We start from the raw sequence: 12,936 nt of genomic DNA, 5'->3' as shown, positions 1-12,936 counted from the left end.
AATGACATTTATCTGCCGGCGTAAAGGCTATTCGGCCTCCAGCCGATCCACCTTCTGGAAGCCCTGTGGCAGCTTCATGCCGCGCTTGCCGGCACTGCTCACGTACCCGGCCAGCTCATCGCCTGCCAGGCGTTTCTTGCGCTTGCCGGCATGCACCACCAGCGCCCGGCCTGCGTCCAGCACGATCCAGTCACGCACGAACTCTTCCCGGTTGGCCGCGCGCGCGCCGGTGATGTCCATCATGCGCGAGCCCTTGCCCTTGCTCAGCGCCGGCAGCTCACCGACGTCAAACACCAGCAGACGGCCCTCGTTGGAGACCACGGCGACCCTTTGCGCCTCACCCGAGATCGGCAGCGGCATCAGGATGTCGCACCCCTTTGGAATACTGACCACCGCCTTGCCGGACTTGCTGCGCCCGATCATCTCTTCGAGCGCCACGCTAAAGGCGTAGCCGCCGTCGCTGCCCAGCAGATAGCGCTGCGCGGGGGCGCCGATCATGGCCGCACGCAGTTTCGATCCGGCCGCCAGATTGACCCGGCCGGAGACCGGTTCCCCCTGCCCGCGGGCCGACGGCAGCTGATGGGCGGCGAGCGTATAGGCCCGCCCGCTGTCCTCCAGCAGCACCAGCGGCTGATTGGTCTTGCCGTGGGCGGCAAAGGCGAAGCTGTCGCCGGACTTGTAGGAGAGACTCTTCGGGTCGATATCGTGACCCTTGGCCGCTCGAATCCAGCCCTTCTCGGACACCACCACGGTAATCGGATCGGCACCGAGCAGGTCGACCTCGGACAGCGCCCGCGCTTCCTGACGCACGACCAGCGGGCTGCGGCGTTCGTCACCATAGGCCTTTGCGTCGGCGCGCAGTTCGCGCTCGATCAGATTGGTCATGGCCTTCTCGCTGCCCAGCAGCTTCTCAAGCTGCTTGCGCTCGCGCTCGAGCTCATCGCGCTCGCCCTTGAGCTTCATCTCCTCAAGCTTGGCCAGATGACGCAGGCGCAGCTCGAGAATGGCATCGGCCTGGCGCTCGCTGAGGCCGAAATGGGCAATCAGGGCGGGCTTTGGCTCATCCTCTTCCCGGATGATGCGGATGACTTCATCAAGATCGAGATAGGCGATCAGCAGGCCTTCAAGAATGTGAAGACGATCCTCGACCTTGCCCAGACGATGCTCCAGACGCCGGCGCACGGTATTGCGCCGAAACGTCAGCCACTCATCAAGCAGATGATCCAGCGACATGACCTGCGGGCGACCATCCAGCCCGATCAGGTTCATGTTGACCCGCGTACTCTTTTCGAGATCGGTGGTGGCAAAGAGATGATCCATCAGCGCCTCGACATCGACGCGATTGGAGCGCGGCACGATCACCAGCCGCGTGGGCTCTTCATGGGTCGACTCATCGCGCAGATCCGCCACCATCGGCAGCTTTTTGGCCTGCATCTGGGCGGCCATCTGCTCCAGCACGCGCGCGCCGCTGACCTGCCAGGGCAGCGCGCTGATGATGATGTCGCTGCCATCCTGGTAATAGCGCGCCCGCATGCGTACCGACCCGCGCCCGGTGGTATAGAGCTTTTGCAGATCGGCTTTCGGCGTCACGATCTCGGGGGCGGTGGGGAAGTCCGGCGCCGGCAGCAGTTCACACAGGGTGTCGAGGCTGCAGTCCGGGTGGCGCAGACGGTGCACGGTGGCCTCGACCACTTCCGTGACGTTGTGCGGCGGAATGTCGGTGGCCATGCCAACGGCAATGCCGGAGCCGCCGTTGAGCAGCACATGCGGCAGGCGCGACGGCAGTACCGCCGGCTCGTTCATGGTGCCGTCGAAGTTGGGAATCCAGTCCACGGTGCCCTGCCCCAGCTCGGAGAGCAGCACCTCGGAAAAGCGCGTCAGACGGGACTCGGTATAGCGCATTGCCGCAAACGACTTGGGGTCATCGGGACTGCCCCAGTTGCCCTGGCCATCCACCAGCGGATAGCGATAGCTGAAGGGCTGCGCCATCAGCACCATGGCTTCATAGCAGGCACTGTCGCCGTGCGGGTGAAACTTGCCCAGCACATCGCCGACGGTACGCGCCGACTTCTTGTACTTGGCGCTGGCCGTCAGGGACAGCTCGCGCATGGCATAGACGATGCGGCGCTGCACCGGCTTCAGTCCATCGCCGATGTTGGGCAGGGCGCGATCAAGGATGACGTACATCGAATAGTCGAGATACGCCTTTTCGGTGTAGCTACGAAGCGCCAGACGCTCGACGTCGCCCTCGCGCACGTGAATATCCATGGTCATGTCAGACGTCTACCTCAGCCATATTGCCATAACGCTCCAGCCAGCCGCGCCGATCACCGGCGCGCTTTTTGGCCAGCAGCATGTCCATCAGCTCCAGAGTGTCGTCGCCGGCTTCGCGGGTCAGCTGCACCAGCCGGCGCGTATCCGGCGCCATGGTGGTCTCGCGAAGCTGTACCGGGCTCATCTCCCCCAGCCCCTTGAAGCGCTGCACATTGGGCGTGCCTCGACGGCTGGCAAGCTTTTTGAGAATGGCCGCCTTCTCGCTCTCGTCCAGGGCGTACTGCACCTCCTTGCCCAGATCGATGCGATACAGCGGCGGCATGGCCACAAACACGTGGCCGGCATCGACCAGCGACGGGAAGTGACGCACAAAGAGGGCACACAGCAGCGTGGCGATGTGCAGCCCGTCGGAGTCGGCATCGGCCAGAATGCAGATCTTGTGGTAGCGCAGGCGCTCCAGATTATCGCTGCCCGGGTCCATTCCGAGCGCCACCGCGATATCGTGAATCTCCTGAGAGCCCAGCACCTCCTGGGAGTCGACCTCCCAGGTGTTCATGATCTTGCCCTTGAGCGGCAGGATCGCTTGGGTTTCGCGGTTGCGCGCCTGCTTGGCACTGCCGCCGGCCGAGTCGCCCTCGACCAGAAACAGCTCACCGACCGTGGGGTCCTGGCTGGAACAGTCCGCCAGCTTTCCCGGCAGCGCCGGCCCCTGCGTCACCTTCTTGCGCGCGACCTTTTTCGAGGAGCGCTGACGACGCTGGGCGGCGCTGATGACAAGCTCCGCCAGCTGTTCGGCCTGGGCGGTGTGCTCGTTGAGCCACAGCGAAAAGGCATCCTTGACGACGGCAGACACAAAACCGGCCACCGCACGCGAGGAGAGACGCTCCTTGGTCTGGCCGGCAAACTGCGGCTCGAACATCTTGATCGAGAGCACAAAGGCCACGCGCTCCCAGAGGTCCTCCCCCGAAATCTTGACGTTACGCGGCAGCAGACTGCGGTAGTCACAGAACTCTCGCAGCGCGTCCAGAAGGCCGGTGCGAAACCCGTTGACGTGGGTGCCGCCCAGGGTGGTGGGAATCAGGTTGACATAGGACTCGACCAGCGCTTCGCCGCCTTCGGGCAGCCACTGGATCGCCCAGTCGACGCTGTGCTCGTCGTCTTCAAAGGCGCCCACAAAGGGTGAGGCCGGCAGCGGCTCGAAACCGTCAGTGGACTGGGCAAGGTAGTCGCGCAGCCCGTCCTCGTAATACCAGGTGCTGACGTTGCCGCTGCTTTCCACCAGCCTGACCTCAAGCCCCGGGCAAAGCACCGCCTTGGCGCGCAGCAGGTGCGACAGCCGCGCCACGGAGACGTTGGGGCTGTCAAAATAGGCCACTTCCGGCCAGAAGCGCACCGTCGTGCCACTGGCCTTTTTCGGACAGTCGCCGATGACGGCCAGCTCTTCGATCTTTTCGCCGAAGGCAAAGGCGGTGCGATATCGCTTGCCGCCCTTGCAGACCTCTACTTCCAGGCGCTCGGAGAGGGCGTTGACGACCGACACCCCCACACCGTGCAGCCCGCCCGAGAAGCGATAGCTGGACTGGGAGAACTTGCCGCCGGCGTGCAGGCGGGTCAGGATCAGCTCGATCCCGGACACCCCGTGTTCTGGGTGGATATCGATGGGCATGCCGCGGCCGTCATCGACCACTTCAATGGCGCCATCCTCGCGAAGATGCACGCTGATCTTTTTTGCGTGACCGGCCAGCGCTTCATCAACGCTGTTGTCCACCACCTCCTGTACGAGGTGGTTGGGCCGGGTGGTATCGGTATACATACCGGGGCGCTTTCGAACCGGTTCAAGACCGGAAAGCACCTCGATGGAACTGGCACTGTACTGAGTCATACATGAAATCGCGTCAGAAATGAACGAGAAGCGCTCATCGTCAAGCGCCGAAGGGGCTCTCTGGAACAATCAGCGCTGGCGCAACGGGTCGGATGGGAGATCCGACCCATTACGCCAATGCCACGGTGCCGCTGGCGCCTAGGGTACGGGGTTGAAATCTTCCGGCAGCGTCAGGCCGCCATGGGCCAGCACTGTCGATAGCAGCTCAGGATACCGGCTCAGGCCGTGATCATCACCTTCATTGACCACAAACCGGCTGCCTTCCAGCATCTCCAGCGCCTGACGGTAATCAAGGATTTCATCCTCGCTGCCCAGCAGCACCAGAAAACGGTCGGTGTTGACCACCTCGGCCTGCTGCTCGCGCAGGGCATCAGCGTAGCTTTCATCGATCACAAACATCTCACCGGTCTCGACGTGCTCGATCTCGGCGCCCATGCGCTCCAGCGCGATACGCAGTGGATCAACGGCCGGATTGATGAGTACCACCCGCGCCACATCATGGGTACGGGCAAGCCCCATGGCGAGGAAGCCGCCCATGGAGCTGCCGATCACCATGGTGCGCCCGGTCAGCGTGCTCATGACCTCGCGCGCCGTCTGCCAGGCAGGGCCGGGATGGTGTGACAGCGCCGGGGCGATAAAGCGCGGTCGCGGCCGGGCCTGCTCGCAGGCCCGACGTGTCAGCTCGGCCTTGGCCGAACCGGGGTGGCTGTTAAAACCGTGCAGATAGAGCACGTTGTCGACGGCATTGGCGTGATCATTCATGACATCAGCATAACGCAATTACTGTATAAATAAACAGCCATTTTTAAGCACTGCCACGCTGGCCAAGCACGGTCTCGATCAGATGACGGCTCGAGTCGTCCAGCCTGTCGGCACCCTGCCCGCTTTCCAGAATATCGGCCGTTTCATTGGCGATCTTCTTGCCAAGTTCCACGCCCCACTGATCGAACGAGTCGATATCCCAGATGGCGCCCTGCACATAAACCTTGTGCTCATAAAGGGCGACCAACGCGCCCAGCGATTCCGGCGACAGCGACTCGAACAACAGGGTCGACGAAGGCTGATTGCCGGCATAGCGCTTGTGCGCCGGCGGCGTCTCAGAGCTCTCAATGGCGTCATCACCCAGCATCAGAACGCGGGACTGGGCAAAGCAGTTGGCCAGTGACAAACGATGCTGACGCTCGAGACTTTCACGCACCGGCGCACTTTCGATGTGATCATAGCGCTTGATGGGCGCAATGAAATCACAGGCCACCGAACGGGTGCCCTGATGAAGCAGCTGATAGAAGGCGTGCTGACCGTTGGGACCGATCTCACCCCACAGAATCGGACAGGTGTTGTAGTCGACCTTTTCGCCCTCGTTGGTCGAGGACTTGCCGTTGGACTCCATCTCGAGCTGCTGAAGATAGCCCGGCAGATGCTTGAGACGGCCGTCGTAGGGCAGCACCGCCAGCGATTCGATGTCGAGGAAGTTGGTGTTCCAGATGCCCAGCAGCGCAAACAGCACCGGCAGATTCTCTTCCAGCGGTGCCGAGGCAAAGTGCTCATCCATGGCATGGCCCCCGGCGAGCAGGCGGCGGAAATTGTCCATGCCCAGACGAATGGCAATCGGCAGACCGATGGCGCTCCAGAAGGAGTAGCGTCCGCCGACCCAGTCCCAGAACAGCAGCTGGTGATCCGGCGCGATGCCCCACTCGGTCATTTTCTCGGGTTTGGTGGACACCCCGATGAAGTGATGGCGCTTGAGGCGCTCGATATCGCCACCGGTCTGCTCGGCAAGCCAGGCCAGCGCCGTATAGGCATTGGCCGACGTATCGATGGTGCCAAACGACTTGGAGGAGTAGATGAACAGCGTCTCGTCGGCGTCCAGCGTCGGCAAAAGCTCGGCCAGCTGGGAACCGTCAATGGTGGAGGCAAAGTGAACATCCAGCGCATTGGGAGATACAAAGGCGTCTTCCAGCCCCTTGACGACCATCAGCGGGCCGAGGTCGGAACCGCCGACGCCCAGGTTAATGACCTGCTTGATGGCACGGCCGTTGACGCCACGCCACTGACCGGCCTGAAGCTTGTCGACCATCTGCTGCATGCGATCCAGGCTGTCATGGACGCCGGCCTGAACGTCTTCACCCTCGACATGGAACTCGCCGCCCTGCGGCAGACGCAGCGCCGTATGCAGCGCCGGGCGATCTTCCGTCAGGTTGACGCGACGCCCGGAGAGCAGGCGCTCAACGGCGTCTTCCACCTTCGCTTCACGAGCCAGGTCCAGCAGCAGATCCAGCGTTTCGCGGCGAATGCGCTGCTTGGAGAAATCAAGGGTCAGCCCGGCTGCCTGACGGGAGAAGGCGTCAAAACGCCCATCCTGCTCAAACAGGGTCGAGAGATGCACATCGCGCATCGCATCGCGATGACTTTCCAGCGCCTTCCAGGCCTTGTTGTGACGAATCGACATCCTTGCTCTTCCTCCGTGATAGGTGCAGCTTTAATGCTCAAAGCGTAACATGGTCGGCCATGAAGACCGCCCCTGTTCGATGTTCATTCTGGCAGATGGCGTGTCCGACACGCAGCGGGTCTCTATCAGACCACTGTCTGCATGACCGAACAACCTCCTTCAGAGCCTGATAGATCGTGGGTACCCCGATGACCGACGCCTCCCGACGCGACGCCCTTTTTTCGACACCGCTGGATCAGGTCGCTGACTTCTCCTTTGACGAGCGCGTGGTCGACTGCTTTCCCGACATGATTCGCCGCTCGGTACCAGGCTATGCCCAGATTACCAGCATGGCCGGTGTCATTGCCGCACGCCACCTGAGCCCCGACGCCCATATCCTGGATCTGGGCTGCTCACTGGGGGCCTCAACACTGTCCATCTGCCAGCGTCTGGTTCCCGATGCCTTCACCCTGCAGGCCATTGATCTCTCACAACCCATGGTGGAGAAGGCCCGCGGCCTGCTCACACAGCAGGCCCCCGAACACCACATCGAGGTCCTTCAGGGCGATATTCGTGACTGCCCGCTGCCTGCGGCCGGCATGATCATGGTCAATTTTACGTTACAGTTTCTTGACCCGAGCGAGCGTGACCATGTCATCAAACGATTGTATGACGCGCTCACCCCGGGCGGGGTGCTGCTGCTGTCGGAAAAGATTCTGGGCGAACCGGGGCAGGAACAGCTCTTGATCGATCTGCATCATGACTTCAAGCGTGCCAACGGCTACTCGGATCTCGAGATCAGCCAGAAGCGTACGGCGTTGGAGGAGGTCATGATTCCGGACCGGCTGTCCACGCATCACGAGCGCCTGAGGCGCACCGGCTTCACGCAGCATGACACCTGGTTTCAGTATCTCAACTTTGCCTCGATACTGGCCTTCAAGTAGTTTCTCTCCACTTCCCTGCACAGCCGGACCCCTGCATGTCGATTGATGAGCGCCACCTTCCCCTCTATCACGCCTTTCTCGAGCAGGGCCTGGAAAGCTGGCTTGCCCGCCTGCCCGAGCAGCTCGCCCGCGGTCTTGACCGTCAGCGCTTTGGCGATTTGCCTGCATGGGAGCGCGCCGTCAGACGTCTGCCCGCCCTTGAGGTGCAGGACGTGCATCTGACGCAGGACACCGTAAGCGTAGAGGTGGCGATGGATGATGCCAGCCGCCGGCAGTGTGACAATCTTTTGAAGATTCTGGCCCCCTGGCGCAAGGGCCCCTATCGCATCGGTGATATCACCATCGATACCGAATGGCGCTCTGACTGGAAGTGGCAGCGCATCGCGCCTCACTTGAGTAATCTTACCGGTCGGCGCGTGCTCGATGTCGGCGGCGGCAACGGCTATCACGGCTGGCGCATGGCGGGCGCCGGCGCCGGCTTTGTGCTGGTGATCGACCCCTCACCGCGCTTTTACTGGCAGTTTCACGCCATGCGTCACTTCATTGGTGACGCCGGGGCCAACGTGCACTTTCTGCCGGTCGGTATCGAGGAAGTGCCGCCCAATCTTGCTGCCTTCGACACGGTCTTTTCCATGGGCGTACTCTATCACCGCCGCTCGCCCATCGATCATCTGCGCGAGCTGTATGACACGCTGCGCCCGGGCGGTGAGCTGGTGCTCGAAACCCTGGTGGTGGAAGGCGACGAGCATCAGGTGCTGGTGCCGGGTGAGCGCTATGCCCAAATGCCTAACGTCTGGTTTCTGCCCTCCTCAAAGGCCCTCATGCACTGGCTGTCGCGTGTGGGCTTTGACAGCCCGCGCGTGGTCGATGAGGCCGATACCACACTCGACGAGCAGCGCGCGACCGAATGGATGACCTTTCAATCACTGGCCGATTTTCTCGACCCCGAGGACCCGAGCCGTACGATCGAAGGCTATCCGGCGCCTCGACGCGCCGTGGTGATCGCCCAAAAACCCTGAGATCCCTCGGGATTTTTCAAACGTCGACACACGGCCCCGCCATTCGTTAAAGGTCGGGGCATTTTTGTGCTTGATGCCTTGATGTAAATGGTTATCATTAACAATACATGTTACATTGATCCGTCACGCTGCGAGGGCTGTCCCATGTGCCAGGCCAACGTCCTGTTTGAAGCCTTTGAAGAAACCCGCCAGCGTGCGCCGCACATGGAGTGTCGCACGCTGGCCGCCCTGCTCGACTGCAGTGAAGGGGAGATTCAGGCCTCACGTCTGGGCCGGGGCGTGCATTCGCTGGCACTGACCCCCTGTGATCTGGTCATGATGCTGCCGCAGCTGGGTCAGGTGCAGATGGTCACCCGGACCTCGCATGCCGCGCTGTCGAGCCGTCTTGAGGGCTGTCGCATTGACGCCGATCAGCACCATGCCAGCATCCGCGATCAAAAGTCGCTGGCCATGCAGCTGTTACTGCCCTCATGGTACTGGGTCTGCCTGTCGCAGGAGCGACCCACACCTGCGGCTCAGAAGGTGCCCTGCCTGCAGGTGTTCGACCGTTTCGGTCATGTGCTGCACCAGCTTTACGGCCTGACGCCCGAGGCCCCAGGCTGGAAACTGCTTGAGCACTTCGCCGCACTGAAAAGCCCCCGCTTTACCCACCGTATCGATATCGCCAACGTCTGTACCAGGGGCCACCGCCCGGCACTGCTCAAGGCATGGGAAGAGATGCGTGGGGGTGAGGATTTCTCGCGGCTGCTGTCGCGCCATCACCTGCGGCGCGTGGAAGCCAATCGCGCCGTCGCGGGGCATTTCAGCACGTCCATGGCACCCGAGCGCTTCATCATGACCCTGGCGGGCACCTGTCGAAGCACACAGCCCAGCCAGGTCAGTCTGGTCCACGGCGGCGGCGCCCATCACCATCACGCCTGTTTCAGGCATTTCCACCAGGGACGTCGCGGCGTTTTGATCCTTGAAAGCGATCAACTGACCATCTCCTTCGACAGTAGCGCCCTGCATGAGGTCTGGCAGGTCACTCGGCCCGGCGTTGAAGGCCCGGGCACTTCACTGGAAGCCTTCGACACCAGGGGTGAGATGATGCTTGCCCTCGACCTGGCGGAGACCGGCTGACCCTTCCGGGCGGCCCTCCAGTGCCAGCAGGTGGGCCTTGCGCTCAAGCCCGCCGGCATAGCCGTTGAGCGTACCATTGCCGGCCAGTACGCGATGACAGGGCACGATGATCGATACCGGATTGCGCCCGACCGCACTGCCCACCGCACGCGCATGCCCCCGCGACAGACCGAGCGAGTGCGCCAGCGCGCCGTAGGTCAGCACCTCGCCAAATTCGATCTCATCAAGGCGCTGCCAGACGCGTTGCTGAAAGGGGCTGCCCGGCAGCGACAGCGGCAGATCAAAGCGCTGGCGCGCCCCGGCAAGATACGCCTTGAGCGCCTCGCAGGTCTGACGAATCACCCTCGAACGGCTTTCTTCTGCCGTCGCCATGGGCCCGCGTGCCGACGGCGGGAAATGCTTCTGATCGTGAAAGAAAACCCCGGTCAGGTGATCCGATTCGGCGCGCAGCACGATATCGCCCAGCGCGGAGGGCATGACGGCATGTTCAATCATCACGTTGGCTCCTCGTTTAACGGGGCAGGCACTGCTTCATCCCCCTTCCCCTTTTGAATGGCGCCCGATGACGCCGACTGCCAGAGGCGAATGGCGCCATAGGCGCGCCACGGTGACCAGCCCTCCGCACACTTTGCCGCTTCACCGGCACTGCTACATCCAAGTGCTCTCTTGAGCACCAGATCGCCTGCCGGAAAGGCATCCGGCCAGGCCAGCGCTCGCATGGCGATATATTGCGCCGTCCAGTCGCCGATGCCACGAATGTCTCGCAGGCTTTTCATGTTCGCCGCCACCGGCGCGCCCGGGGACAGCTGCAGCGTATTGTCCAGCAGCGCCCAGGCGACAGCGATGATCGCCTCGGCGCGGATGCGCAAAAGCCCCAGTGCGATCAGGGCATCAAACGGCTGCGCGGCGAGCATTGCCGGTGAAGGGAAAAGGTAGACGCCCGGCGAACCGGCGAGCGGCTCGCCGAACTGCGCCACCAGTGCGGCCAGTACCCGACGCGCCCGTTGGGTCGTGATCTGCTGGCCGACGATGGCGCGCACCGCCATTTCAAACCCGGTCACCGCCCCGGGCACCCGAATACCGGCCCCTGTCGGGCCCAGTGCCTTCAGGTGCGCCTCGATCAGTGGCATGGGCGCATCCAGATCAAACAGGTGACGCACGGTGCGCAGCACCTCAGCCATGACCGGCACCAGCGTGACCGGCAGGGTCAGCGCCAGCTGCCCCGGTGCGGTGTGCGTAACCGATATCCAGCCGGCATGACGCACCATGCCGGCACTGCCTGCCTTCTCGATCAGAATACTGCGCTGCCAGCACCCGGCCTCAATCCGCTCAAGCCCCTCAATCTGGCGGGCGGCCAGAAAGTCGAGCATCGCCGTCCAGTCCAGCGGCGGCTGATAGGCCAGCGCCAGCGTGATCGGCGCGGCCTGCGCACCCGTCGACCCGGCGCGACGCAGGCGACTCGGCGACAGGCGATAAAAGGTTTGAAACAGCGCGTTCAGGCGGCGCTGACTGCCAAAACCGGCCGCGAGAGCGACTTCGCCGACGGGCAGGTCGGTATCGCTCAGCAGTCGCTTGGCCAGCAGCAGACGCCGGGTTCTGGCTACCTCCGGCATGGTGACGCCGAACGAGGCCCTGAACAGGCGCCGCAGATGGCGCTCGCTGACGCCGATTCGACCCGCCAGTGCGGCGCTGCTGTCGTGATCCAGGAAACCGTTGGCGATCATGACCATCGCCGCCTGCGCGAGCTGGTCGGTGGCGTCCATCATCGAAAGCCTTGGTGCCAGCTCCGGCCGGCAGCGCAGACACGGGCGAAATCCGGCCTGCTCGGCGGCGGCCGGGTGGGTAAAGAAGCGGCAGTTGTCAGGCTTCGGGCAGCGCACGCGACAGATCGGCCGGCAGTAGATGCCGGTCGAGGTCACGCCGACAACAAACTGACCGTCAAAGCGACGATCGCGCGAGGCCAGGGCCTGATAGCAGACATCGGGAGCAAGGTTCATGCCCCCAATATATCTGGTATGGCTGCACACGACTCGCCGTTTGCGGACATGTGGCTGGCGCTACGCATGGCCGTAATCAGAAGTCGTAGCGAAGTCTGGCCAGCACCGAGTCGGGCTCGCTGTCCGAGGTATTGGCAAATATTCGCTCAAGATCGAGGCGAAAGCCGTGGTTGAACTGGGTGGTCACCCCCAGCACCTGATGGTTGGTCTGGGAGTCGGCGCTGCCCATGCGCTTCAAGCGGTCGCCGGCGAGAAAGGGCTTGATGCTCTGCACCCAGTCGTTATCGAGCTGGAAGCTGTAGCGGGCGATGTACTCCACCCCGTAGGCATCGCTGGCAAAATAGTCATCGAACCCGCCCGTGGGGTCCGGCACGAAATTATCGTAGTAGCCGGCGCCCACGGCGAGATACCAGTTGCCGCCCGTCCAGGTCAGGGAGCTGCCGGTCAGCTGCTGTCGAAAGGATTGCTGGTCGCCCTCGCCCTTGAGCTCGGCCGACGTATTGGCGTAGGCCGCGCCCATCGTCAGATCATCGGTCAGATGCCACCGAAAGCCGATTGACGCCCCGGTACGGCGGCGGTAGTCATACGGATCATTGTTCAGATGAAGATCGTCGTCGGGAAACAGCCAGCCGGCAAAGACCGTGAAATCCTCGGTGCCGTTGGAGTAGCGAAGGCTCTTGCGGGCACGATAGGAGCCGTCATGGCTGCCATCTATCCCGACCCCTGATGCCTGGGCAAACATGTTGTAATCCCAGACGTCCGTGCTCACGCCGACGGTGTCGTAGTAGACGCTGTTCTGCTTGCCGGCGGTCAGTCGACCATAACGGTCGCTTTCAAAGCCGAAATAGACCTGTCGGCGGGTGGTCGCGCTGTCCGGGCTGCTGCGGTCATAGTGATCATGCCAGCCCATGACCTTGGGCGTATTCACGCCCAGCTCGCCATAGCTTAGAAGCGTCAGGTCATCACTTAAGTGGTAGTCGACGTGCAGGCGAAAGCGCGTGCCGCCATCGTAACCGCGGTGCTTGTAGCTGCCGTCATCCGTACCGCCCGTTTCATTGAAATACTGCGCCCTGATGCTGCCGCCGACCTGGACCTCTACCCGATCAAGTGGGCCCCGGGGCTGATCGTCAGGCGATAACAGCGTGACTTCTGCCCGGGCAGCACCTGCCTGCGCCAGCGCCAGGCTCCCTGTCATCACCCAAAGTGCGCGCTGCCCCTTCCCGATATTCATGTCAAGTCCTGGTCAATACGATAAAAAACGCCGCGCAGAACA

The 12,936-nt window shown here is 62.7% G+C and carries 10 protein-coding genes; 3 read left to right on the top strand and 7 right to left on the bottom strand.

Going from position 1 to position 12,936, the window contains the following annotated elements; translation table 11 throughout:
• Positions 1 to 27: 27 nt before the first annotated feature.
• The 4 genes from parC to pgi all read right to left on the bottom strand — a co-directional run bounded on the left by parC (position 28) and on the right by pgi (position 6,605).
• Entirely contained in the window at positions 28 to 2,274 is a 2,247-nt protein-coding gene (parC, locus tag C8D72_RS13685; RefSeq protein ID WP_115854975.1) for a DNA topoisomerase IV subunit A, read from the bottom strand.
• A 1-nt stretch (position 2,275) separates the two neighbouring features.
• Positions 2,276 to 4,156, bottom strand: coding sequence for a DNA topoisomerase IV subunit B (gene parE, locus C8D72_RS13680; RefSeq protein WP_115854974.1), 1,881 nt, complete (start codon positions 4,154 to 4,156; stop codon positions 2,276 to 2,278).
• 138 nt (positions 4,157 to 4,294) lie between these two features.
• Positions 4,295 to 4,918, bottom strand: a complete 624-nt coding sequence (locus C8D72_RS13675; protein ID WP_115854973.1) for a YqiA/YcfP family alpha/beta fold hydrolase — start codon at positions 4,916 to 4,918, stop codon at positions 4,295 to 4,297.
• Positions 4,919 to 4,961: 43 nt separating this feature from the next.
• On the bottom strand, positions 4,962 to 6,605 hold the full coding sequence (pgi, locus tag C8D72_RS13670) for a glucose-6-phosphate isomerase (RefSeq protein ID WP_115854972.1): 1,644 nt from the start codon (positions 6,603 to 6,605) through the stop codon (positions 4,962 to 4,964).
• Positions 6,606 to 6,793: 188 nt separating this feature from the next.
• Here pgi and cmoA point away from each other — a divergent pair, with 188 nt between their 5' ends.
• The 3 genes from cmoA to C8D72_RS13655 all read left to right on the top strand — a co-directional run bounded on the left by cmoA (position 6,794) and on the right by C8D72_RS13655 (position 9,666).
• On the top strand, positions 6,794 to 7,528 hold the full coding sequence (gene cmoA / locus C8D72_RS13665; protein ID WP_115854971.1) for a carboxy-S-adenosyl-L-methionine synthase CmoA: 735 nt from the start codon (positions 6,794 to 6,796) through the stop codon (positions 7,526 to 7,528).
• Between the two features lie 35 nt (positions 7,529 to 7,563).
• On the top strand, positions 7,564 to 8,547 hold the full coding sequence (gene cmoB / locus C8D72_RS13660; RefSeq protein ID WP_115854970.1) for a tRNA 5-methoxyuridine(34)/uridine 5-oxyacetic acid(34) synthase CmoB: 984 nt from the start codon (positions 7,564 to 7,566) through the stop codon (positions 8,545 to 8,547).
• A gap of 144 nt (positions 8,548 to 8,691) precedes the next feature.
• Positions 8,692 to 9,666: a ChuX/HutX family heme-like substrate-binding protein gene (locus tag C8D72_RS13655; protein WP_170140608.1), complete on the top strand. Its 975-nt coding sequence runs from the start codon at positions 8,692 to 8,694 to the stop codon at positions 9,664 to 9,666.
• On the opposite strand, the gene C8D72_RS13650 is transcribed toward C8D72_RS13655, so the two are convergent.
• From C8D72_RS13650 to C8D72_RS13640, 3 genes are all read right to left on the bottom strand, one after another.
• Positions 9,601 to 10,161 (bottom strand): methylated-DNA--[protein]-cysteine S-methyltransferase, encoded by a 561-nt coding sequence (locus tag C8D72_RS13650; RefSeq protein WP_115854968.1) that lies wholly within the window; start codon positions 10,159 to 10,161, stop codon positions 9,601 to 9,603. The two genes, C8D72_RS13655 and C8D72_RS13650, sit on opposite strands and share 66 nt — an antisense overlap.
• The gene (locus C8D72_RS13645; RefSeq protein ID WP_115854967.1) at positions 10,161 to 11,663 is read right to left on the bottom strand and encodes an Ada metal-binding domain-containing protein; all 1,503 of its coding nucleotides are present in this window, start codon (positions 11,661 to 11,663) and stop codon (positions 10,161 to 10,163) included. The genes C8D72_RS13650 and C8D72_RS13645 overlap by 1 nt, the downstream gene beginning before the upstream one ends.
• A 76-nt stretch (positions 11,664 to 11,739) precedes the next feature.
• On the bottom strand, positions 11,740 to 12,894 hold the full coding sequence (locus C8D72_RS13640) for a porin (RefSeq protein ID WP_115854966.1): 1,155 nt from the start codon (positions 12,892 to 12,894) through the stop codon (positions 11,740 to 11,742).
• Between the last annotated feature and the right edge of the window lie 42 nt (positions 12,895 to 12,936).

It is taken from the genome of Kushneria indalinina DSM 14324 (assembly GCF_003385845.1).
GTDB classification, from domain to species: domain Bacteria; phylum Pseudomonadota; class Gammaproteobacteria; order Pseudomonadales; family Halomonadaceae; genus Kushneria; species Kushneria indalinina.
Note: the sequence above shows the minus strand (reverse complement) of the source record. Positions and strands in the feature narration are given on the sequence as shown.

Excerpts from the sequence above, each read along its gene's own strand:
- parE (WP_115854974.1), bottom strand. The coding sequence starts at position 4,156 with ATGACTCAGTACAGTGCCAGTTCCATCGAGGTGCTTTCCGGTCTTGAA.
- C8D72_RS13675 (WP_115854973.1), bottom strand. The coding sequence starts at position 4,918 with ATGAATGATCACGCCAATGCCGTCGACAACGTGCTCTATCTGCACGGT.
- C8D72_RS13655 (WP_170140608.1), top strand. The coding sequence starts at position 8,692 with ATGTGCCAGGCCAACGTCCTGTTTGAAGCCTTTGAAGAAACCCGCCAG.
- cmoB (WP_115854970.1), top strand. The coding sequence starts at position 7,564 with ATGTCGATTGATGAGCGCCACCTTCCCCTCTATCACGCCTTTCTCGAG.
- C8D72_RS13645 (WP_115854967.1), bottom strand. The coding sequence starts at position 11,663 with ATGAACCTTGCTCCCGATGTCTGCTATCAGGCCCTGGCCTCGCGCGAT.
- C8D72_RS13640 (WP_115854966.1), bottom strand. The coding sequence starts at position 12,894 with ATGAATATCGGGAAGGGGCAGCGCGCACTTTGGGTGATGACAGGGAGC.
- pgi (WP_115854972.1), bottom strand. The coding sequence starts at position 6,605 with ATGTCGATTCGTCACAACAAGGCCTGGAAGGCGCTGGAAAGTCATCGC.
- cmoA (WP_115854971.1), top strand. The coding sequence starts at position 6,794 with ATGACCGACGCCTCCCGACGCGACGCCCTTTTTTCGACACCGCTGGAT.
- C8D72_RS13650 (WP_115854968.1), bottom strand. The coding sequence starts at position 10,161 with ATGATTGAACATGCCGTCATGCCCTCCGCGCTGGGCGATATCGTGCTG.
- parC (WP_115854975.1), bottom strand. The coding sequence starts at position 2,274 with ATGACCATGGATATTCACGTGCGCGAGGGCGACGTCGAGCGTCTGGCG.